Source organism: Myxococcales bacterium (assembly GCA_016699535.1).
Taxonomy (GTDB): Bacteria; Myxococcota_A; Polyangia; order Polyangiales.
The window spans coordinates 3,900,323-3,922,457 of the sequence record CP064980.1 but is presented as its reverse complement, the minus strand read 5'-3'; the positions used below and the strand labels follow the sequence as shown (position 1 = coordinate 3,922,457).

19 protein-coding genes, 3 tRNA genes and 1 pseudogene are annotated in these 22,135 nt (G+C 51.3%); 8 read left to right on the top strand and 15 right to left on the bottom strand.

The window, feature by feature from the left end; translation table 11 throughout:
* Nucleotides 1–176: 176 nt before the first annotated feature.
* The 4 genes from IPJ88_18510 to dnaX are packed head-to-tail and all read right to left on the bottom strand — an operon-like array spanning nucleotide 177 to nucleotide 4,538.
* Nucleotides 177–503 (bottom strand): FHIPEP family type III secretion protein, encoded by a 327-nt coding sequence (locus IPJ88_18510; protein ID QQR90105.1) that lies wholly within the window; start codon nucleotides 501–503, stop codon nucleotides 177–179.
* On the bottom strand, nucleotides 463–2,124 hold the full coding sequence (locus IPJ88_18505) for an FHIPEP family type III secretion protein (protein QQR90104.1): 1,662 nt from the start codon (nucleotides 2,122–2,124) through the stop codon (nucleotides 463–465). The genes IPJ88_18510 and IPJ88_18505 overlap by 41 nt, the downstream gene beginning before the upstream one ends.
* A 24-nt stretch (nucleotides 2,125–2,148) precedes the next feature.
* Nucleotides 2,149–2,763 (bottom strand): recombination protein RecR, encoded by a 615-nt coding sequence (gene recR / locus IPJ88_18500; GenBank protein ID QQR90103.1) that lies wholly within the window; start codon nucleotides 2,761–2,763, stop codon nucleotides 2,149–2,151.
* An 11-nt stretch (nucleotides 2,764–2,774) separates the two neighbouring features.
* Nucleotides 2,775–4,538, bottom strand: a complete 1,764-nt coding sequence (dnaX, locus tag IPJ88_18495; GenBank protein ID QQR90102.1) for a DNA polymerase III subunit gamma/tau — start codon at nucleotides 4,536–4,538, stop codon at nucleotides 2,775–2,777.
* 186 nt (nucleotides 4,539–4,724) lie between these two features.
* On the opposite strand from dnaX, the gene IPJ88_18490 reads away from it, so the two are divergent.
* From IPJ88_18490 to IPJ88_18480, 3 genes are all read left to right on the top strand, one after another.
* Nucleotides 4,725–5,021, top strand: coding sequence for a hypothetical protein (locus IPJ88_18490; protein ID QQR90101.1), 297 nt, complete (start codon nucleotides 4,725–4,727; stop codon nucleotides 5,019–5,021).
* Between the two features lie 108 nt (nucleotides 5,022–5,129).
* Nucleotides 5,130–5,765 (top strand): PEGA domain-containing protein, encoded by a 636-nt coding sequence (locus IPJ88_18485; GenBank protein QQR90100.1) that lies wholly within the window; start codon nucleotides 5,130–5,132, stop codon nucleotides 5,763–5,765.
* 1 nt (nucleotide 5,766) lies between these two features.
* Entirely contained in the window at nucleotides 5,767–7,215 is a 1,449-nt protein-coding gene (locus IPJ88_18480; GenBank protein QQR90099.1) for a putative metal-binding motif-containing protein, read from the top strand.
* 61 nt (nucleotides 7,216–7,276) lie between these two features.
* On the opposite strand, the gene IPJ88_18475 is transcribed toward IPJ88_18480, so the two are convergent.
* Nucleotides 7,277–8,515, bottom strand: a complete 1,239-nt coding sequence (locus IPJ88_18475) for a 2-oxo acid dehydrogenase subunit E2 (protein QQR90098.1) — start codon at nucleotides 8,513–8,515, stop codon at nucleotides 7,277–7,279.
* 71 nt (nucleotides 8,516–8,586) lie between these two features.
* Between IPJ88_18475 and IPJ88_18470 the strand changes: the two genes are divergently transcribed.
* Together IPJ88_18470 and IPJ88_18465 are read left to right on the top strand one after the other, a co-directional pair.
* Nucleotides 8,587–8,763: a hypothetical protein gene (locus IPJ88_18470; protein QQR90097.1), complete on the top strand. Its 177-nt coding sequence runs from the start codon at nucleotides 8,587–8,589 to the stop codon at nucleotides 8,761–8,763.
* A 473-nt stretch (nucleotides 8,764–9,236) separates the two neighbouring features.
* Nucleotides 9,237–9,407 (top strand): hypothetical protein, encoded by a 171-nt coding sequence (locus IPJ88_18465; protein QQR90096.1) that lies wholly within the window; start codon nucleotides 9,237–9,239, stop codon nucleotides 9,405–9,407.
* A 64-nt stretch (nucleotides 9,408–9,471) separates the two neighbouring features.
* Here the strand turns inward: IPJ88_18465 and gltS are convergent, their stop codons facing one another.
* From gltS to IPJ88_18430, 7 genes and pseudogenes are all read right to left on the bottom strand, one after another.
* Nucleotides 9,472–10,773, bottom strand: a complete 1,302-nt coding sequence (gltS, locus tag IPJ88_18460; GenBank protein ID QQR90095.1) for a sodium/glutamate symporter — start codon at nucleotides 10,771–10,773, stop codon at nucleotides 9,472–9,474.
* A 24-nt stretch (nucleotides 10,774–10,797) separates the two neighbouring features.
* A pseudogene (locus tag IPJ88_18455) lies at nucleotides 10,798–11,351 on the bottom strand (inorganic diphosphatase).
* A gap of 129 nt (nucleotides 11,352–11,480) precedes the next feature.
* Nucleotides 11,481–11,557, bottom strand: a tRNA-Lys gene (locus IPJ88_18450).
* 328 nt (nucleotides 11,558–11,885) lie between these two features.
* Nucleotides 11,886–11,962: transfer RNA gene (locus IPJ88_18445), tRNA-Arg, on the bottom strand.
* A 381-nt stretch (nucleotides 11,963–12,343) separates the two neighbouring features.
* Nucleotides 12,344–12,418 (bottom strand) — tRNA-His (locus IPJ88_18440).
* Between the two features lie 94 nt (nucleotides 12,419–12,512).
* Nucleotides 12,513–13,061 carry a TrmH family RNA methyltransferase gene (locus tag IPJ88_18435; GenBank protein ID QQR90094.1) on the bottom strand — a complete coding sequence of 183 codons (549 nt, stop codon included), beginning with the start codon at nucleotides 13,059–13,061 and terminating at the stop codon, nucleotides 12,513–12,515.
* Between the two features lie 2 nt (nucleotides 13,062–13,063).
* The gene (locus tag IPJ88_18430; GenBank protein ID QQR90093.1) at nucleotides 13,064–13,621 is read right to left on the bottom strand and encodes a thioredoxin family protein; all 558 of its coding nucleotides are present in this window, start codon (nucleotides 13,619–13,621) and stop codon (nucleotides 13,064–13,066) included.
* Nucleotides 13,622–13,741: 120 nt separating this feature from the next.
* On the opposite strand from IPJ88_18430, the gene IPJ88_18425 reads away from it, so the two are divergent.
* Together IPJ88_18425 and IPJ88_18420 are read left to right on the top strand one after the other, a co-directional pair.
* Nucleotides 13,742–14,089: a hypothetical protein gene (locus IPJ88_18425; protein QQR90092.1), complete on the top strand. Its 348-nt coding sequence runs from the start codon at nucleotides 13,742–13,744 to the stop codon at nucleotides 14,087–14,089.
* The gene (locus IPJ88_18420) at nucleotides 14,086–15,336 is read left to right on the top strand and encodes an HTTM domain-containing protein (protein QQR90091.1); all 1,251 of its coding nucleotides are present in this window, start codon (nucleotides 14,086–14,088) and stop codon (nucleotides 15,334–15,336) included. Before IPJ88_18425 ends, IPJ88_18420 begins: the two co-directional genes overlap by 4 nt.
* Here IPJ88_18420 and IPJ88_18415 read toward each other — a convergent pair.
* Complete coding sequence (locus IPJ88_18415; GenBank protein ID QQR90090.1) at nucleotides 15,330–15,632, bottom strand: hypothetical protein; 303 nt, start codon at nucleotides 15,630–15,632, stop codon at nucleotides 15,330–15,332. The two genes, IPJ88_18420 and IPJ88_18415, sit on opposite strands and share 7 nt — an antisense overlap.
* 30 nt (nucleotides 15,633–15,662) lie before the next feature.
* On the opposite strand from IPJ88_18415, the gene IPJ88_18410 reads away from it, so the two are divergent.
* Nucleotides 15,663–16,895 carry a formimidoylglutamate deiminase gene (locus IPJ88_18410; GenBank protein QQR90089.1) on the top strand — a complete coding sequence of 411 codons (1,233 nt, stop codon included), beginning with the start codon at nucleotides 15,663–15,665 and terminating at the stop codon, nucleotides 16,893–16,895.
* Nucleotides 16,896–17,041: 146 nt separating this feature from the next.
* Here IPJ88_18410 and IPJ88_18405 read toward each other — a convergent pair whose 3' ends face one another.
* On the bottom strand, nucleotides 17,042–18,340 hold the full coding sequence (locus IPJ88_18405; protein QQR90088.1) for a class I SAM-dependent RNA methyltransferase: 1,299 nt from the start codon (nucleotides 18,338–18,340) through the stop codon (nucleotides 17,042–17,044).
* A 274-nt stretch (nucleotides 18,341–18,614) separates the two neighbouring features.
* Complete coding sequence (locus IPJ88_18400; GenBank protein QQR90087.1) at nucleotides 18,615–21,986, bottom strand: hypothetical protein; 3,372 nt, start codon at nucleotides 21,984–21,986, stop codon at nucleotides 18,615–18,617.
* Nucleotides 21,987–22,135: the final 149 nt, after the last annotated feature.

The following is a 22,135-nucleotide window of genomic DNA, read 5'->3' as shown; positions in this document are numbered from 1 at the left end:
TCAAAAAGATCGTGTCGTTCACGGTGGATAAAGTCCAATCAAATCAACCAAGGGAGAACCAAGCAACACCCATGCGTCTTGGACAACGATACGCAATGCAAGCATGGATCCCAAGACTGCGGACTATTTACCCTACGCGGGTCGCCTCAATTGGAGTTATCGTGACGGGCCATGCTCTAAGCAGACAAGCGAACCATCCCCGCGTGGGATATTTGGATCTCGGGCGGAATTTCGTCGTATGCCAATACCAGAATGTCGAGTTGCTTTGTATTTGCTAGAATCCAACAAGCTCGGCGGACATCGGCAGGGCAGAGAATAACTGCTGTGTGTGAATCCGGCAGCTGCTCGATGGCGCGTTGCAGTGCTAGAATAATGTCTTTTCGCTGGCTTGGTTCGAGTGCACTGGCCCCATTGTCTTGTTCTTTGGCAAGACCATCTCGTAGGGCGTCACTGATCACAGGATCAAGCGATAGTGCGAGCATGGTATCTTGGTCGGTAATCAATGCGCACAGTTCTCGGGCTAGCGCGCGGCGCGACAAAGCCAGGTAGTCCAAAAACCAAAGTTTTTGTGTCCCGACCTACCAAAGCTTTAAGCACGGTCTCTGTGCTCTGTAATCCAATTCCTTCTTGCATCAACGCTTGGCATACGCGAGTAAGCATGCCTTGGTTGATTTTTTCCGGCACGACTTCGTGGATGAGTGATGGATTGTCGTTGCGAATACTTGATAGAGTGTCTTGTACTTCTCGAGGACTGAGCCATTCATGTGCATAGCGCTGCAATAAAATATTCAAAAGTCGGCAAAGACTCTGTATGTCGTTGGGCTCGGCGACGAAACTCTTTACACTGGTGCCACCAATCTTGATCTTCACAAGATCGGCCTGTGTGGATGATTCGGATTTGAGAGCAATGGGCGGCAAATCAAAAGCAAAGCGTTTACAAAGATCGGAATGAAGCGTTGAGCATTCCAGGCGTAGTGATTCATCAAGCTTGGTTGCGCGCCACCGTGCAGCCAAGTTTGCCTCAACCACGACTTGAATAGGACTGCTTTCGCTTCCCCTCTGCCAATACACCGGAGTCTCTACTGATCCTGCGCTACGCGATAGTTCGCCTGTGGTACTGCTCTGGATAAGCCAAGCGATGCCACTCAGCACCAAAGCAAAAAACAAAAAGGGAAGCCAAGGTAGACCGGGGATTAACGCAAACAAAGCAAACAAAAACGCGGTGATCCAGAAGACACGAGGCGTTGTGGCAAGTTGTCGTACGATCTCTGCAGCCAGTCCTGAGCGATGTTCTTCGGAAGCAACACGGGTGACAATCAATGCTGCGGCCGTTGAAATGAGAAGGGAAGGTATCTGCGAGACAAGGCCGTCACCGATAGTGAGCAAGCCGAAAACCTGAAGGCTTTCAGTGGCGCTAAAGTTCATCTGTGTGATGCCAACCGTGACGCCTCCAAGGATGTTGATCAAGGTAATGATAATCCCTGCAATCGCATCGCCTTTGACGAACTTCATGGCGCCGTCCATCGCGCCATAAAATTGATTTTCACGCTCCAAAGTTTTGCGGCGCGATGACGCTTGTCGAAAGTCAATGGCGTGTGCCCGCATATCGGAGTCAATCGCCATTTGCTTTCCAGGCATCGAGTCGAGCACAAAACGAGCTCCGACCTCGGCCACGCGCTCAGCACCCTTGGCAATCACGAGATATTGAACAATGGTCAAAATCAAAAAAACGATAGCACCGACCACGTAGTTTCCGCGCACAACAAAGCTTCCAAAACTTTGAATGACCTGGCCGGCATCCGCTTGGAGTAAAATTAGCCGGGTGGATGAAATGTTAAGACCCAGTCGATAGAGCGTGCTTAGCAAAAGAATGGTCGGAAAAGACGCGAGAGCTAAGGCTTCAGAGGCCTGTGTTGCGGCAAGCAGTAGTACAATTGCAAAAGCCAGATTGGTAACGATGAGTAAGTCAAGGGCGTGCGTTGGTAGTGGTACAATCATCATCGCAACGATCAGTACGACGAAAATTGCGATGAGTAATTCAGAGTGCTGGATGCGGCTTTCCTGAGAAAACCAATGGGCTAAAGAAAGATTGGAACGCCACTTCTTTTTGTTACCGTGATCCAATCGTGGCTCCTTTGACAAAAGACATCACAGTGCTTTTCGTCCTTCGAAAGCATGATTCAATGTAATCTGATCCGTAAATTCGAGTTCACCACCATGGGGAAGGCCGCTTGCGATGCGCGAGACATGGCATCCACTTCCCCGAAGAGTCTGCGCCAAGAACAGAGCGGTTGCTTCGCCTTCTACGCTAAGTGGGGTGGCTACGATAATCTCTTTTATTTGCAGTGTTTCGATGCGCCGCTTTAGCTGCTCAACATGCAAATCATCTGGATGCACGCCGTCGAGCGGTGAGAGAAGCTTGTGAAGCACATGGTAGATGCCTCGATACGATGCTGTGCGTTCGACTGCGATAAGATCTTGTACGTTGGCTACGACGCAGAGTATGGTCTTGTCGCGACGCTCATCGTTGCAAATACTACAACGCGATTCACTCCCGTAGTTGTTGCATTCGATGCACTTGTGAACGCGGTCATGAAGTTCAGCTAATCGATGGGCTAGGGCTTGGGCGTAGTTTCTGTCTTGTGACAAGAGGAAAAAAGCAAGACGTGTTGCGCTGCGTTCACCCACACCTGGCAAACGATTGAGCAGCTTGATGAGGCTGCCTATGGGATCTAAATCAGAGCTCGATGGAAAATCAGACACGTCGTCACAATCTAATCGACGTCTGTGACGACATCAATTTTTTCTGCGTTTTCGGGGAAAACTTCCATGGCTTCGCGCACGATGGGGTGCTCTAAGGCACGTTTTTTTGTGGCCGTTTGTTCCTGAGCGAGCTTGATAGCCTTTTCTTTTATGAGAGGGAGCTTTTGTCCATGGCTCCCGCCACCTTCGGTGATTTTGATATGTTTGGGGTTAAAGTCGGGCTGATTGAGCACCGAGGCGAAGGCTTTGGCTAATGCATCGAGTGCTTCGCGACTCTGGGCTTGCTTGGCATAAAACGGGTGCTTTTCAAAATCAATCACCATGACGGTGGAATTGAGCTCGATGGGTATTCCGTATTCCAGAATAGCAGCCAACGCGGGTCGGCTGTGCTGCAATTGTTGTACGACTCTCTGCCAGAGCAGATCCACGTTTTCGGCGGGCGCCGAGGCTACGGCTGGTGTGGTGTGCGCTAGCTGAGACTCAGGACTTGCTGTGGATACCGAGGCTGTGGCCGCAGCAGCGGCAGTGCTTTTTGCGTCCTGGGACTTAGGGCTTGTTTTGCTGCCCTGGGTTGAGATCGCTCTAGGCGCTGGATTCGGTGGCTGATGAGAACTTTGCTTTGGCACAGCCAAGGGCGGACCGGAGCTTCCTTTCTCAAGGCTAAGTAATTTGCCAAGGTCGATAAGGGCAGGGCTGCTTGCGATGCGCAAAAGGCCCATCTCAAAGTCCATCTGAAGTGAAAAGGAATGGGCAAGTTCATCACACAGCTTTGAGAGCATGCTGTAGCTGCGTTGAAGCTCATCGCTGCTGATTGTCGCAAGAAATTCTTCTGCGTGCTGCGCTTCTGTTTCAGTGAAGTCTGCCAACGAGCTTTGTTTGCCCATTGTTTTCAGGACAACCAAATCTCTCATCAAGTTCAACATCTGTTGCAGCAGATGACGCAGATCAAGCCCTTGTTCCAAGCATTGATGGACGCTTTCAAGTAAGGTTGAGCTTTGTCGGGTTAACAGTGATTCGACAATATCAAATACGGCACTGCGATCGGCTACTCCCAACATCCGGGCGATGTCGTCATGTTTAAGCGTTGTGCCGCCAAACGCGACAACTTGATCGAGCAAGGTTAAAGCGTCCCGCATGGAGCCTGCAGCTTCACGCGCAACCAAAGAGACCGTTTCTTCGTCGGCTGCAATTTTTTCCAGTGTAAAAATCTCATGAAGGCGCTTGGCCATTGCGCTCATCGAGATCAGTTTGTAGTCGTAGCGCTGACAGCGCGACCGGATAGTGATTGGGACCTTGTGGCTTTCAGTTGTAGCCAAAATAAACTTCACATGGTCGGGCGGCTCTTCCAGCGTTTTGAGCAAGGCGTTAAATGCACTCGTGGAAAGCATATGGACTTCATCGACGATAAGAACTTTGAAGCGATCGCGAGCAGGTGCAAAAGGCAAGGTCTCCTGCAGGCGCCGAATGTCTTCGACACTGTTGTTTGAGGCGCCGTCAATCTCAATCACATCCATGTCATGGCCGGTAGTGATTTCCTTGCAGGGGTCACACTGGCCACAAGGCTGAGGGCTGGGGCCTTTTTCGCAGTTCAAGGCTTTGGCTAGGATGCGTGCCGTTGAGGTCTTACCGACCCCGCGCACGCCAGTGAACAAAAAGGCATGAGCCACCCGATCGCTTGAAAGGGCGTTGCTCAGGGTACGAGAGACGTGCTCCTGGCCTATCAAGTCCTCGAAACTCTGTGGACGGTACTTGCGCGCTAGAACGGTGTAAGTCATGATGTAGGGAAAAGTAGGATATTGCCTGTTTGCATTGCTCGCAGCATAACATGCATCAAGAAAGCCAGGTGTAGCAACACCGGTGACATGGACTTGTTTTTGGGATTTTTTGCTCGATTGGTGCTAGTTTCCTGACAAATAAACTTGCATACCTCTCAAACGTGCTAGGTTTAAAGGAGCTGTCTTATGGTTAATTGCTTGCGTTCACTTAGCTTTTCAATTGGCGTGCTTTCATTGGCTTTATGGAGCGGTTTAGGCGCGAGCGCGGAAGCTCAAAGCGACGTCCAGGCGCAGGCCAGAGCAGCCTTTAAAGAAGGCGTCAGGCAGTTTGAGGCTCGGAACTACGACCGTGCTTTAATTTCATTTCAAGAAGCTTACAATCTCAAGCCTCATCATGCGGTGCGGCTGAATATCGCCAGTTGCTACGAGCAGTTAGGCAATCCAGTTAAGGCAGTCGAAAACTACGAAGCCTATCTCTATTAAGCAGGCAGTGACGCTTCTGCTCGCGATCGTAAAAAACTTCAAGCCACCATAAAAAATATTCGCAAGAGCATCGGGACCTTGATGCTCCGGTTATCGCCGCCTGGTGCCATGGTTAAAGTGGACGGACAAGCGGTGGTGCCTTCTTCAAGTGGTGGCGTTCAGCTAAAAGAAGGTAACTACGTGCTGGAGGTGGGTGCTGAGGGATACACCCCAGAGCGTCGTGAGATAGCTGTGCAGGGCGGACAGAGCACCGATGTTGTCGTGGCCTTGCAGCAGGGCTCTGCAGAGACCGATCTTGATGGCAGCGAAGATGCTTTGCGGACCGACGAGTCGGAAGGAAGTTCCGGCAGTTTAGAGCTTACGACCCCAGTGCTCATTTCAGGAGGCGTAACCCTTGCTCTTTTGGCCGGCACGATTGTTACCGGACTTGTCGCAGTGAGCGCTGACAATGAATTTGAAGACAAGCTTTTGCAATCGCGTGACACCAGTCTTAGTAATCGAGAGCGCGAGCAAGCAGCCGCCGATGGGCGTGATGCAGCTGATCGGGCCAATACTTTTGCAACGGTCTCCGACGTTTTGCTTGTCGGAACCTTGATTGGCGCAGGAGTGACCACCTTTTTGCTCTTTTCCGGGAGCGGCGAAAAAGAGGACAGCGCGCCTTCCAGCGAAGAGCAAGCAAAGCTAGCCGCTGCGCCTTACGTCAGTCCGAGGGAAGCAGGCTTCGTACTTAAGGGGAGTTTTTAGTATGCGATATTATATCTTATTAGCTTTGGTGTTGTTGATGGGCTGCAGTGCGATTATTGATGCGGATGGGAGTCGCTTTGATGATCACCTCGATGCGGGCGCCGATACTGGCGATACAGGCACCGGGACCTGCGATACCGATTGCGACGATGGCATCGCATGCACCGATGATGTTTGTGTGGATGGCCAGTGCCAAAACACTGCCAATAATAATTTGTGTGATGCAGGCTTTATCTGCGTACCAGCATCCGGTGGCGATGGCTGCGTGCCCGATTGTGATTTGGATTGCTCAACGCCTCCGAACTGCCCCGGCAACAGCTGCTATGACTGCAATACTGCGGGCTACTGTAACGACACAGGCACCGAATGCATCTATACTTTGCGCGACGAAGATGGCGATGGTCATTACATCGAAACCGCCGGCAGCACCGACTGCTCAGGACTCGATCCACTTGCCGATGACTGCGAAGATAACCCCGCCAACGATGGTGCGCTCATCAACCCAGAAGCCAAAGACATTTGTGATGGCCTCGATAACAACTGCGATGGCAGCAACGATGAGACCACAACAAGCGGCCTGGTTTGCGAAGGACATGATTGCAGCAATCCGATTCCCGTCGTGCTCCAAAGCGGCAGCTTCACGCACCAGGGGGATCTAAATTCGGCTTACGGTAACGAGTACGGTCAGTTGACGAACAGTTATCTTGGTCTTAATTGCACTGAGGATGGAAATGGCGCCGATGTTATTTATGTTTTGCACGTTACAGGCACGGCTGATCTGGAAATTCACGCTCAAGGCGTGACGGATCCGGACTTGGACATCGCGCTTGCAATTCTTGATGATCCAATATGCAGCACTGCTGCTGGTGACTTTGGCGTGTGTCACGATGATATCGTGTACGGTCAAACAGGCTACTCCGATTCGAGGATTTTCCTTCGGGCTTTTGGGCCGATATCGCCCGAAACCACACGAACCTTGTATATCCTGGTCAAGGGCTTTAACAGTTCAGTTAGCGGAGACTATGAACTTACTGTGACCGCTCGCACAGCCACCGGGACAGTGTGTGGCAACGATAATAGCATCATTGATATCAGCGCCGGCGGTTTGCTCTATACTCAGGCTGGTGCGGATAACAACCAAACGGGTAGTTGCGGAAGTACTGGAACCGAAGTTGTTTCGCGTTTTTCACCGGGTTCAAGTGCCGGAACGGGTTTGGGTGTTCTTTACGCCAATGACGTGACTGGTAATTTTTCGCCAAGTCTTTATTTGCGAAGCAGCAGTTGTACTGCTGGCACGGAACTGGATTGCGATACACCAGGTGGTGGTGGTGGGACCGCTTCGTTTATCGAGTATAGCGTAAGCTCCCTTGAGAGCATGAACTATGCATTTGTTGATGCAGCGAGTGATGGTGACTTTGTGGTATTGCAGCACGAGCCTGCGATTCCCTAATCGGTAGTCAGGCTTGCGAATTCAAAGGACGTGCACAACACCTTTGAATTCGTGGCTTTTTCTAAAGCTCGAAGTCTGCTTGCTCGAGGATTTCGTGGATGCGGTGTAAGAAGCCGTTGGCGGCGACGCCGTCGACCACCCGGTGATCGTAGGTGAGGGCCATTTGCATTACAGGATGGATGGCCATGAAGTCTTCTCCGTCTTTTTCGACGACGACCACACGCTTTTTGATTTCACCGATGCGCAAGATGCCGACGTTGGGCTGAGAGATGATGGCGCCGCCGACCAGGTTGCCTTTGCGGCCAGGGTTAGAAATAGTGAAGGTTTTCCCTGCTAAGTCATCCGGTGCGAGTTTGCCATCGCGGCTTTTCTCGGCCAGTTCATCAATCGCCTTGGCTAGACCGCGAATGGAAAGGGTGTCGGCGTTTTTGATCACCGGCACGACAAGGCCCTCGGGCGTATCCACGGCAATGCCGAGATTGATATCACGCAGTATGACATAGGCATCGTCTAAGACACGCGAGTTGAGCGCGCGGTTTTCGCTGAGGGCGCGTGCGGTCGCTGCTGTTACGAAAGCTAGGAAGGTTAAGTTAATGCCCTCGCTTTTCAGCTTGCCTTTGTGTTCCGTGCGCAGTTTCGTGGTGGCGTGCATGTCGACTTCGGCAAAAGTGACAACTTGCGGAGCGACATGCTTGGAATAAAGCATGTGATCGGCAATGATGCGTCTGCGGCGTGAGAACTTGATAATCTCATCGCCAGGGCGCTCAATGTACGGCGGTAGTTTGAATTCGGGTATGTATAAACCACCGCTGCCTGCGCCTTGACCGCTGAGGGCTTTGGCTCGCTCGGCTGCGTCCTTGTTTTGGACCGAACTTAGATCAATACCTTCTTCACGTGCTGCTTTGCGCACCGCTGGTGACGCGCTCACTGGCCCATCGCTGATGCTCGAGCTAGTGGTTTTCGCTTTGGCCTGAGCCGAGGAAGCCGAGCTGCTTTGCTCTTTGGATGGAGGAGGAGGTGTTTCTTTGCGGTCTTTTTCCGCGGGCTTTGCACCGTTTCCTTTGGCGTTTTCGTCGATTTCGCAGAGCGCATCGCCCACGGCAACGGTATCGCCTTCCTGGGCGTTGATTTTCACAACGACGCCTGAAGCAGGGGCAGGAAGCTCGCTATCGGCCTTGTCGGTAAGCACCTCGACCAAGGCTTGGTCTTTTTCGACAAAATCGCCTTCCGATACTAGCCATTTGCCAATGGTTCCCTCAAAAACGCTCTCCCCAAGCTGGGGCATGTTCAGCACAGTCATGCCGCGGTTTCTAGCGCTAATTACCCTAAGGAGCAATGGCATCGCCGCGGCGAATCGGGCAAACTGCGAAAATGGACGAGTTTTCTGAAAATCAGCTTTTCCCTCGGGATAAGCGTTTTGTGCTCCGTTTGCTTGCTGCAATGACCGGGGCCTTGTTGCTCGGCTTATGGCTTTTTGGCGAGCTAAGCGACCCCAAAATCGGTGGCTGTGCTGCCGAGGCCTTTAAAGCCCTGACCTTTGACGGTTAAACGAGGGGGCTTGCTTGCGTCCAGGGAAGCATTAAACTTAGCTAAGTGAAGAATGTGGTCGCTTACTCCTGGTTGCTAGCTCTATGGCTTTGCTTTGCTGCAGCCATGGCGCCCATCGAAGGGTCCGCTCCCGACACACATAGTAGCGCACAGCTTAGACCGTCGTCCCAATTGGACTTGGGCGTTGCTTTAGTGGAATCGCATTCGGCTGCACTTGAGGCTGCCTCAGCTTGGTTATTTCGTTTTGATAGCTTTTTGAAAGGAATCAAGAAACGAATTTATTTTGCGATAGGCTTAGAGGATTTTAGCCGCGCTCCAAGAGCGCTGTCGTTAGATTGGCGCATTTGGATTCAATACCGCTATCGAAGGTTTTTTGTTGTGCATGTAGCAGACGATTCTCCGCTGCTTTCCTTGTTTGTTTAACCGAACAGATAGGAATCAAAGCTGCCGATTGAGCAGCGCAGGAGAATCAAATGAAAAATAAGAAAAAAGATATAGCTACGCCGAAGGAGCAAACTAAGCCAACGGCGGTGGATGACTGGAACAACCCTGAGACGCATGAACAGGCCAGTGCATTGTGGCCCTTGCTGGGTTTTGCGTTAGTATTGGGAGTCGTATTAATTTACGCGGTTGTTTCAAACTAGGCATCTCTTGAGCAAGGCATGGCAGGCAACTCGTCGCGGTATAACGGGTTGCCTGCTTGCTTTTTTAATCTAGCCAATTCAAAAAACCAGTGATCACTAAGGTGTTGATGAAATCAATCAAAAAGGCGCCCACAAGCGGCACGATCAGAAAAGCACGAGGCGCCGGTCCATAGGCATCGACCAAGGATTTCATGTTGGCCACGGCGGTGGGAGTAGCGCCTAGGCCAAAACCACAATGGCCAGCTGCCATGACCGCGGAATCGTAATCATTGCCCATCAAACGAAAGGTGATGAAACGCGCAAAAGCAACCATCATAGCGACTTGAACCGTGAGGATGATGAGCATCGAGGCGACCGATCCACCGAGTTGCTGCAGTTGCAAGCTCATCATGGCAATCGACAAAAAGATACCGAGACACACCGAACCGATCAAATCAAAGACATGCGTTTGAAAGCGCTGGACCCGAGTGAGATCCATCAGATTGCGAAAGAGTACGCCAACGATCATGGCCCCAATGTATACGGGAAACGATAAGCCGCTTTTGACAACAAATAAGCTTACAAAAGCCCCTAGCTTCAGACAACAAGCCACCACTGCGAGATGAAGAAGTGCACTTCTACCATAAGTGCTAAGCTCTTTTAGCTCCGTTAAGAAACCAGTTGGCATAGGGGCACTATTGGAAACGGTATGGGTTGATTGCTCTGGCTCTGTGGAAGCCATAGAATCGTACGCTCCCAGTAGTTTGAACTTGCGAATTAGACCCGAAGCTACAGGTCCACCGATAAGGCCTCCAGCGACAAGGCCAAAAGTAGCTGCTGCGACCCCGACGACGTGTGCTGATTCGTAGCCGGATTTCACTAGGGTATCGGCAAAGCCCAGAGCTGTGCCATGACCTCCGGTAAGCGCCAACGAACCACAGATGAGTCCGAGCAAAGGCGACTGGCCAAGAAGCGAAGCCAGGCTAACGCCAACTATGTTTTGTAGTGTAGTAAGGAGCGCGCACAGAAGCAAAAAGATGCCTAGACCACTGCCCGCCTTTTTAGCCAGACTCCCGCTGGCGTTTAGACCAATGCAGGCAAAAAAACTAACCATGAAGGGCTGCGCTATTTCAACGCTTTTATCGGGCCCAAAATCGCGTGGAGTACTTAGGATCCATTTCCACCAGATTTCGGTGACTTTGGTCTGCAGGCTGATCTCGATGCCCAGATAGCTGACACACAACAAAAGAACCGAAATCAATAGCCCTCCAACAACAGGTGCGGGGATATTGTATTTTCGCAAAAATCCGATACGCCTACATAGAAATTCTCCTAGCAACAGTACGGGAACGGAGGCAAGAAGGATAAACCAAGGGGATAAGCTCATAGAATGTTTGGATCCGAACGTCGTTCAGATCCCCGTTTGCTCCGTAAGAGAGTTGAGGTTTTGTTGGTAGAGCTTGGTTGCGGCAAGCAAGGTATGCCTTGCTTCTTCTGGGCTAAGAAAATTTTCAACGGTCACCGTTTTATGCTCGAGCACTTTATATTCCTCAAAAAACGCAGGATCTGCCGTTCGACATGTTTTGGGAGCTCGTTATGATCTCGGTATTCGGAAAATGCCGGATCATCAATATGAACCGCAATGATTTTGGCATCTTCTTTGCCGTCATCTTCCATGCGCATCACGCCAATGGCGCGTGCTCGCAGCATCGAGAGCGGTTGCATGGCTTCACTGTTTAAAATTAACACATCCAAAGGATCGCCATCGTCACAATAGGTGCGTGGAATAAAACCGTAGTTTGCAGGATAGACGACCGAGCTGTACAGAACGCGATCGACGATCAGTAGACCGGTTTGCTTATCAAGTTCGTATTTAACTTTTGAGCCTTTTGAAATCTCAATGATCGCATGGAAATGCTCCTGCGAAGTGTCGGTAAACGTTGCTACATCGTGCCAAGGGTGCATAGTGGATGGACTGTTAAACCATGCTTGTAGCATGAAGGCACGGGGAACAATAGCCATCTTGTTTGCATGGTTTAGTGCAATGCATACTACTTGCACCGAAGCCTTTGACTTCGACGAGGCAGCGACGCGTGGTGGGCCATGAAGGATTTGAACCTTCAGCCAATGGATTAAGAATCCACTGCTCTACCGGATTGAGCTAATGGCCCGGTTGGCAAGATGCCAAGTGGCCCTTTACCTGAAAATAGCTTTTTTGTCTTCGGCTTTTTGAAAGAAGATCGTCAAAAAAACGAAAAGTCCCTGGCTCCTCTGAGCGGAAGTGGACAGTTAGGGTCAGCTGTCACGACGAAGCTGGGCGGTGCTATGGTGACTTTTGAAAGCAAGGAGAGGGTCAATCGAGCACTCTTTTCCCAAGGATTTCGTAGGTCCGAGTGCCCCGGAGCGACGAGGAGCGACGCGGTAAACCGGAGATACGGAAACCTTGGGAAAAGTACTTTGTGCGAAGGAGCACCTGTCCACTTACTCTTGAGTCAGGGATGGCGCGCCCGGTACGATTCGAACGTACGACCTGCGGATTCGAAGTCCGACGCTCTATCCAGCTGAGCTACGGGCGCATATGTTTTAACTTAATCTTTAATTTTTGATTGCTAGCACTTTTTCTGAGATTTCCGTAATTTCGGCTTTCCTCCTCGCTGCTCCTCGTCAGGTACAGGCAGTACCCTCCTCGTCACGACTGTGGGGGCGCTCGAACCTACGAAAATCTCAGAAAAAGATATATCTTTGAGTTTTGAAGGACTTTTTCTGAGATTTCCGTAATTTCGGCTTTCCTCCTCGCTGCTCCTCGTCAGGTACAGGCAGTACCCTCCTCGTCACGACTGTGGGGGCGCTCGAACCTACGAAAATCTCAGAAAAAGATATGTCTTTCAGTCTTGCGAGAACAAAACTTCCGGCGCGAAAAATACTTTTTTCAATGGAAGGGCCAGGTTTTCAAAGAATGGGGTGGACGACGGGAATTGAACCCGCGACGTCTGGAGCCACAATCCAGTGCTCTACCACTGAGCTACGCCCACCATAAAAAGCTCGTGGAGTGTAATCGTCTGCTTCAATAAGGCAAGGGGTTTTGGTACGATTAAGCGGCTAAATGTGCGCTCGAGGCTTCCTGCTTTATGCGCTTTTTAACGATGTTTTGGGTAGGATGGTCCTGCCGCCTTGATAGTAGCGCCTAGCCCATTCGGCCATGGCCATCGAAGCGGCCGCGGTAATGGGATAGCTGTGATTAATGCCGTACATCGGGATGGCAACGACCGTTTCAGACTGCGCGACGATAGCTTCGCTTAGCCCGTCATTTTCGTTGCCAAATACCAAGACTGCATCTTCGGGAATCTCAGCGTCCCAAAGGCCGGCTTGTGCATGATCTTTTTCAAAGGAAATCAGCTTCCAGTTTTCCTCTTTTGCCCTCGTTAAGAAGGCTTCCTCACTGGGTATCTCCACGATGTTTTCGTATTTTTGCATGCCCATGGCTGCGCGCTCGTAAAAAGGCGCATCACCGATAAGCACTATTTCTTTAACAAGGAAAGAATGGGCCACGCGAATGATCGCACCAATGTTAAAAGGGTTCTTTGCGCGAATGATAGCGATACGAAAAGGGTGCCTGATTTGGTTCAATTCCTTGCACACTTCATCTGTGGGCAAGCCAAGCGGAGGGACATACATGGTTAGCTAGGGTCTTTCCATTTGATGCTGCAGCCCATGGAATGCACGGGTTCAAAGTCAATCGTTTTTCCATTGAGCAGGCTGTCGAGGAGCAAACGTAAATCGCTTCGTTCGACTTTATGAGGCTCTTGCCAATTGTCATCGAGTCTGCCGTTGTATTGGAGCTTGCGCTCCGCGTCGAATACGAAGATATCCGGAGTGCATGCAGCATCGTAGGCTCTGGCTACCTCTTGGCTTTCGTCCTGTAAATATGGAAAAGGGTAGTGTTTTTCCTGCGCGCGCTCTTTCATGGCGGCAAAGGAGTCGTCCGGGTAGCGCTCTGCATCGTTTGGGTTGATAGCAACAAGACGCACTCCTTTTTCCAGGTAGTCATGTTGCAGCACGATGAGTCTGTCTTCGCAGGCTTTGGCGTAGGGGCAGTGGTTGCAAGTAAACACCACAACCAGGATTTTTGCGTCATCGAAGCTTCCGAGCGTGTATGTTTTGCCGTCTACGCCGGGTAAAGAAAAATCCGGTGCTGACGTTCCGATTGCCATGCCATTCGAGTACGCTAGTGCCACAATGCCTCCTTCTGAGAAGAGGCCCAATGTGGCTCTTTTATGCCCTCAATGCAAGCACCTGTAAAACACAAGAGATTCTGGCCGACACTAATTATTGCTAGTTTTCTAGGACTGCAACTGATGGCGCCCTTGTTTTTTTACTTCGGGACAGAGCGTGATGATGAGCGCTTTGCTTGGCGGATGTTTTCAACGACGCGTCTTAGGGCATGTCGAATTGCTGTCGTTGTCAAAGATGCTCGAGGCCAAAAGCAACTTGATCTCAATCGCGAAATTCACACGGCTTGGCAACACACGCTCGCGCGAGGCAGATCCGAAGTGCTAAATAAATTTTTCTCACGCCAATGCAAAAAGATGCCAAATGCGACATTAAGTTTTTATCGACGCTGCAATAATGTTTTTGGGATAGAGGTTTTGCGAGAAAAAATTGATCGCGACTGCCAGAACAAAGCAAGTGGTCTTTCACCATGAAGGGTTTTGAGTTCTATTTTTGGCGAGATCAGGCCGCTTCTCGGATTGCAGTACTACTGCGGAGCCTCTACGCCTTGCTAGCTTTTGATGCTTGGCTATTAATGCTCCCTCACGCAGGTCGCTACGGTGCAGGCGGATTCAATGTTGCACATTTTGTTTGGCTTGATCGTTTGCAGCCAATGCCAAACCCGTTTTTTTACAGTGGGCTAATCGTTTGCGTGGGCCTTCTAGCGTTATTCTGTGCACTGGGCCCAAGTCGAGCATGGCTTAGAGCCCTTTTGTTTGTTCTATACAGCTACGCTTGGTTGCTTAGTCTGCTTGATAGCTACCAGCATCATTATTTTCTGTCGCTAGCCCTGTTTTGTTTTGTTTTCGTTCCCGACGATGCGCTTAGTCCAAAATCCGGCATCAAGATCGAGGCCTGGGCATTTCAGTTGTTTATACTCACGGTCGCTTTACTTTATGGCTTTGCTGTCATCCCCAAGTTGGAATCTGGATGGCGAGAGGGACAGAGTCTTTACTTGCTGTTGCATCGACGAGCAGACAATTGGCTCTGGTTGCTGCAGGGCAAGCTTGGCGACAACGTTTGGCGGCTTAGTGCGGGGATAGTCATCGCCATGGAAGCGGTTCTTTCTCTAGCCTACATGACCATGCCTTGGTTGGGCCGAACAATCGCTTTAGGAGCTTGGTGTATTGCTATTGCACTTCATCTAGGTGCCGAAACACTTGGTTTGCGTATCGGATGGTTCAGTATTTACATGATGCTGATTGCAACGGTTGTGTTTTGGCCGACTTGGCTTTGGGATGGGCTGATTCAATTTGTTATTAAAAACAAACAGAGGTTCAGAAAACCTGCCTGGGCACCAGTGATTTTTGTTGTCTTTAGCTTTGTATCCATTGCCTTGTTAGTCGGTTTGCAGCTTGACGGTGCCTTGTATGGCGTTGTGTTTTTTGTCGGCTGTGTTTTAGTACAATCGGTAAATGCTTACCGTATTTCAGGGTGGCGAGTGGCTTTCTCGACTCTGGCGCTTTTGAGTTTTAGTGTGTTTGTGTTCGCTGGTTCGATCCAACTAAGTGATGTTCGTTACGATTACTATCGTTTCATTGCTGGCGACTTGAAACGACGAGGGCAGATCGAGTCGGCCTTGTCAGCTTATCAAAAAGCTGAGCACTTTGCGCCCTCAGGGAAAAGTCGCAAAGGTCAAATCGAAAAGCTAAAAAAATTGTCGCAGAATAGAAATCAATAAGGAAGCTTTTCTATTTCCTTGGCTTGCTTTTCTGCCTCTTCGTCAAGCTTTTCAATCTCTTTTTTTAGATGACGCACGATGCCAGCGTCTTTGCCGACTGTCTTCGGTGATAAAGTACCTGTTTGCTTTTGCTGATGCTTTTTCTTTATCTTGATCTCTGGTACGGCAAGATTGCGATTGTTGTCCGACGTGTTTTTGTTCTGTCCCGTTTGCGGGGCAGGAGCCGCATCGTCTTTTTCAAAAAGCTTACAGGATGGCGTCCAGAGCACAAGGCCCAGAAAAAGAAGGCTTGGCAAACAAACACCAAGTCCGTACTCTGCCTTTCTATGATTAGCCAGCGCGTTGATACGACGATTGTTCTGCCTGGTATTGCCTCGGCTCATTCTCATGCTTTTCAGCGTGCCCTTCGTGGCAGAACCCAAGCGTTGAGCCAGCAGGATGAAAGTTTCTGGTCGTGGCGGTCGCTTATGTATCGTTTTGCATCGAAGCTTGATCCACAAAGCATGTACACTCTTTGTCGTTATGCTTTTGCTGAGCTTGCGCTGAATGGAGTGACCGCTGTTGGAGAGTTTCATTATCTGCACCACGATCCGTCTGGACAACCGTATTCAAATCGCACCGAGATGGCGGAAATGGCAATTCGTGCGGCGCAAGACATTGGAATTCGTATAGCACTTTTACGTGTGGTGTATCAACGTGGTGGCCAGCATCAGTCGCTCGATCCCGTTCAAAAACGTTTTGCCGATGCGGATCTGGACGACGTTTTTGAAGACATTGCAGCTCTAAAAAAACAGTTTTCGGGCGATGAATCTGTCCAAATAGGTCTTGCCCCGCACAGTGTTCGTGCTGTGCCTCAATCCAGTTTGCTTGATATTGCAAGCTTTCTAAGAGCTCAGGGCGATGCTGTGCCGGTACACGCCCATGTCTCGGAGCAGGAAGCCGAGAACAAAGCCTGCTATGAGGAATACGCTTGTAGTCCAGTCGAAGTTTTTGCTGATGCTGGTTTGCTTGGACCGCACTTTTGTGCCGTGCATGCCACGCATCTCAGTTCGACGGATATTAAGTTGTTGGCCGATTCGAAAAGTATTGTTTGCCTTTGTCGGGGCACGGAGCGAGATCTTGGCGATGGTTTACCCTTGGTGCGGGAGCTGTGTGAAGCTAAGATACCAATCTGCTTTGGTGCAGATAGCCATGCCATTAGTGATCCTTTTGAAGAGGCGAGGGCTGCTGAGCTTGATGAGAGGTCTCGGTTAAAAAGACGTCAAGTTGCTCTCGACGGGCAAGCCTTGCTTCGGGCGAGCTCGGAGCATGGCTATCAAGCCTTGGGAATGCATAGCAAATACGATGAAGACAGGGTTGTTCTAAGTGCCAATGACCCAGCACTTGTGAGCGATGAGCAGACTCCTCTTGATGATCTCGTGATGTTTTCTGCCACCGCTCGAGCGGTGCGCGATGTTGTGGTCGGAAAGAAAAAAATTGTCGAAAATGGTATATTGGCTGGTTTTGAAACCATCAAGGCCGAGTACCAAAAGCTTCTACGGAAGTTAGTGATGCAGTGACCAAAAGATGATCCGCCTCGCAGCGGTGAAAGGGTGTATTGCGGCGTCAGAAAAACTCGAAATATCCCCGATATTCCATCCTTTTTCTTCCTTGCATTGCGCCATTTTATCTTGCGATCTCAGTTCATCTTTTGGTCACTGCATCACTAGGGTAACGATGCCACATTGTGTGCTTTTTTTAACCACACGATGCTTTCAAAGTGATGCGTTTGGGCAAAGAGATCAAAAAGTTCGATGTGTTCCAGCGCAAAGCCTCGTTCAAGAAACGCTTTTAGGTCGCGTGCCAGACTAACCGGGTCGCACGCACAAAAGAGAAGATGAGACCGTGTTGCTTTGGCGGCATAATCGACTAGATTTTTAGCGCCGCGCCTTGGCGGATCAAGAATGACGAGATCGTACGATTGCTTTCGTTGGTTTAGCTCTTGAAGAGCTGTTTGTGCATCGCTGGCGATAAAATCAACCTGTTGCTCATAGCCTAAGCGTTGTGACGTTGCTTTGGCGCTTTGTATAGCTTGAGGGTGGCTTTCAATACCAAGTCCCGTAAGTCCTGCCTTTACAAGAGGCAAAATAAAATTGCCCGCGCCACAAAATGCATCGCACACGCTATGAAGCTTACGCTGTTTTGCTCCTTGAATGACTCGCTCGACCATCAACTCGTTTATATCGTCATTGACTTGCACAAAGGCTGTGACCGGAATCTCGAGCTCGAGTGAGCCGTTGTTCCACCCTTGAATGCTCGGACCCAACTCAGGATGTCCCGCGATGGATAAAGCAAGTTTGCCTTCAAGAGAGGCATAAAGCTGTTCGAGTTTCTGTTTTTTTGCATGTTTCTTTGGGTAAAAAACAACTAGCGCAGAGCTTTGTGTTGAAGAAGCGCGAATCTCCATCTGAGAACAGGAAGAGAAAAAGGGTGGAACGCTTCCTAACTTTCGGAGCGTAGTAATAACTTCGTTGATCTTTGCATTTGAGATCAGACAATTTGAGATTTCAATAAGATCATGGCTGCGATGTGCGCGAAGACCCCAGCGACCTTTGTTATCGATATGGAGTTTCAATCGGTTGCGATAAGCCAAGGCCTTGGGGCTTGCGTAAAAGGTGATGGTACCAGGCGGGACATCGATTTTAGTGATACGCTTTAAGGCATCTGTAAGCATTTCACGCTTGAAACGTGATTGAGCCGCCTCGTTGATATGCATCCAGTCGCAACCACCGCAGCTTTCGTAGTAGGGGCAGGCTGCTATTCTACGTTCTTGGCTTGCTTGCAGAAGCTCCCAGCGGACAATGTGAAGTGTTTGGTGCTGCAGTGCTACTTCTTGAGCGACAATGCTTTCTTCGGGTAGTGGTCCATAGGCAAAGGCAAGCTTGCCGGACTCATGCTGACAAAGTGTTTTTCCGGTTGCGACTAGTTTAACCGCTTTCCAAATATCACTCTGCGATGGCTCCACGCCTGCTTGTACGCATCTTTAGCGTTCTTTGCAAAAAGCAAACGTAACTGGTAAGTCTGTAGTGGCAGCAAGGACTTTTTCCGAGGTTGTCGTAGATTCGGCTTAGGTCCTCGGACCTCGTCGTCAGGTACCGATGTACCATCCTCCTCGGTCCTGTGGGCGCGCTCGAATCTACGAAAACCTCGAAAAAAAGAGTTGTCTTCTAGCTTTGTTCTCGTGTTCGCAATACTTTTTTGTTAACTGGTGACTTTTGTCACGGACCGACCAGTTACCACTAGGGGAGCACTAAGAATGGCAGAGTCGTGCCCGTGCTTCCTGTTTCGCCAGACTCTCCTGGAGAGTAACCACCGCTTCCCCCTGCTCCTGCAACGCCTGCGGATTCGACCGAGACAACAGATGCAATGTCATTGGAGTAGCTGCTCAAATCTTGTCCTTCACCAACAAGAGTAACGCCATGACTGCTTCCCCCACAACCACCACCACCGCCACCACCGGCGCCGCCGCCACCACCATCGCCGCCGCGGCCGCCGTTTCGAGCACACCAAAAATCTGAAACGCCGCCATTGCCGCCACTTCCGCCGCTACCTCCGGAAGCTCCTGCACCGCCACCACCGCCTCGACCACCGCTGGCTGTTACAACGCGAATGGTATCAAAACTTGGGCCCATACTCTGCGCGGAGCCTAGGAAGACCACGATGCCGACAGAGCCTCCGCCGCTTCCGCCACCGTTTGCACCGGGTGCGCCGCATCCACCGCTACCACCGCCGCCGCCGCTTCCGCCAGCTTTGCTGGAACATGAGCCCGAGGTTCCGCCAATGACAGCATAGCCAGCGCCTGCGCTACCACCACCACCACCAGCGCCGTGGCTTCCTGCGCTGCCGTTACCGCCTTCACCTTGCAGCAACAAACCGTTGTCAACGTCGAGTGAAGAAGCAGTTGAACACGCTACGCCACCTAAGCCATTATCGCCGCTTTGCCCGTCACTGCCATATTGACCGTTGCGCGGTAAGGTAGGGTTATCATCACAAAAACTGCAGGTTCCGCGATTGGTTGGTGCATTGTACGTGCGGGCGCCAGGGCTAGCGTTTGATAATCCCGCGCCCGCTGTCGCAGCTGGATTCGCAATGGCTAAAGCGTAGACGGTGTCGTAGTCGCAAATATTGTTTACGGTGTAGTCTGTACAACCGGCGTTAGCACAAGGGCTTCCGTTTGTGCATCCCAGGTTCGGGCAGGCTGCCGCACCGCCTACACCACCACTTACATTTAACGATGCACAGGCTTTGTTGCCACCTGAACCCGCGGTGATGGTGCTACAAAATTGACTCGATGAAGTTCCAGTCCTTCCATTCGATCCATCTACCCCATTAAGTTGTGCTAAATCAGTGAACCCAAGGCTTGCTAAGTTAGCACTGGAATCCTCGCCTTGTTCTCCGTCTGCTCCACGTCCAGCAAAGACGATTAGGTTTTTGAAGCTGACCAACGGACCGCAATTTTTGGCAAATAAAGTAGTGCTACTTTGTCCCGGCTCGACTGCATCACTGCCGGTAATCGAAAAGCCATCGATCTGGGTTGAGCTTGAAATATCTTCACAACTCATTATCGGTTTACCTGGGTCCACGCTGCGGCGTTCGATCCAAGTTGGGTAGAGGGCTAAATCACGCTCGTGAAAACTCGGACTGTAACCCCCGAATAAAGATACGCCGGCAAGCAAGCTTACGCTTCCATCGTAGATGCCGCGTGCAACCAATACATTTTTCGAAACGGCTTGGCCGCGCACTAAGCCAGCTTGGATGCTGCGCATGGGATCAAGTAAGCCTCCGGTATTCGCATCGTTCCCATTTGGGCTCACGTAAATGAAATCGTCATTGTCGTCAGGATTGCCGTCGCAATCTGCATCCCCACCAATCACAGGGGGTGGACCGCCAGTGCTCGCAAGTTGGCATTCGCAACCGCTTGCTTCAATTCCATCGACATCCACAAAACCTGGAGCGCAGGCTAGAGCGCAAGTTGCTGTCGTTGAAACAGCCTCGCAGGTCGCGAGCATATTAGGGCCGGGTGCGGCACAGGGGCTAAGGCATGCTCCGCAGTGCAAGGGGTGCACATACACACCTTGTTCATTGGTAAAATCTTCATCGCTTTGCCCGTCGCAGTCATCGTCGAGTTGATTGCAGCTTTCAGCAAAGGCCGGCAAACATTCGCTAAGGCCGGTATTGGTGCAGCTCTGCATGCCCGCGCATTGCAGATTCCCGTTCGGGTTCTCAAGCAAGCACGCAAAATCAGTGCCTAAGGTTTCCGATGCACAAGCACATACGCCGCTTGAAGGTATACATTGTCCATTTTGGGGAAGGCCGCTATCGAGGGTGTTCCAATTGCCAGCATCTGCTTGCTCCTCGGAGTTGCATACAAATCCATTGGGGCATTCGCCTGGACTGCAGGGCTGTCCGCAACGTTTGTCCCCATTACCTGTTTCTAAACACAATGCTCCTGGCACCCGTGAGGCGCAATCTTGATCGGTCTCGCATGGCAAGCACAGCGCAAAAGGAGGACTCAGGCAGATGCCCTCTTCGCTCATGATTTTTCCGTCAGGACATTGCACAATCTGACAAGTCGGAAGTTCAGCCGGCGTATCGGCGATGACGCAAGCTGTTTGTGCGGCACTCGGAAAAACTTGATCGCAATCCACACCGCATGAACCACAGTTGGCTTTATCAGTATAACTTCCAAGTGTATCGACGAAGTCTTCATCGATAAGGCCGTCGCAGTCGTCATCCACGTAGTTGCATTGCTCGTCTTGTCCACAACGACTTGAGTCTGGACAGCCAGTAAACGCAAGCCATAGCAAAGCGCTCAATACGACGAAGCTTTGATTACGGAACATAGAGCACTTCACTTTCCGTGCCTGCCACGCCGGCGCTACCGGTTGAGCCACCACTGCCGCCGTTTCCTGCGCCTCCAGCGGTGCCGAGGAGAAGTCATTGTTGCTTTGAAGGAGACTTACATTGGGCGCTTGCTGAAACAATCCAGCGATCCACACGCCAACGGAGCTACCGCCACAGCCACCGCCGCCGCCACCACCTGAGCCACCGCTGCCACCTTGCCCGCCGCGTGCACCAGGAAAGGGGCCTGCCAAGGTCGGTGTCGTAAGCTGCGATGGATCAAGTGCGCCACCGATGGCGCCGCTACCACCAAGCGCCCCGTTTCCGCCGCCACCACCGTTTCCACCATGACCGCCATCACGCGATTGCAATAAACAGTTGCTGATGATCGGTATTTTTGAATTGCTTTGATTGGATTGCACGAGGAGCGCAATCGAGGGGCTGCCGCTATGAGCTGCACCACCGCCGCTGCCGCCGCAACCGCCGCCGCCGCCACCACCGCCGCCGCCGCCAAGACCGTCGGCGTACTCGCAAAGATTGCTATACCAGCGCATTGCGGTGCCACCACCGGCGCCGCCGCCGCCGCCGCCACTGCCAGCGCCACCACGGCCTCCGCTATTGGCTTCGCCTGCCTGCCAGCTGCCATCGATGAAGCTGCCCATGGCGTTTTGACAACCGTTTCCAGAGCTACCGGTGCTTCCGTCTTGTCCTTTTGCCCCGGCTGCGGTCCGACAAATACGCTTGGCACCGAGAAATCCGCAAGACCGCAACACACCGAGCTACCGCAAGCCGCTCCGGTGATGGGTCCTTCCGAATCCATGCCGCCGCTTCCGCCGGAGCCCCCGTGTGATCCGAATCCTGCCTGGCCGCTTTGTTGGCTTGCCGAAAAAGATGGGCAGTTTGATGCGCCGCCCCGACC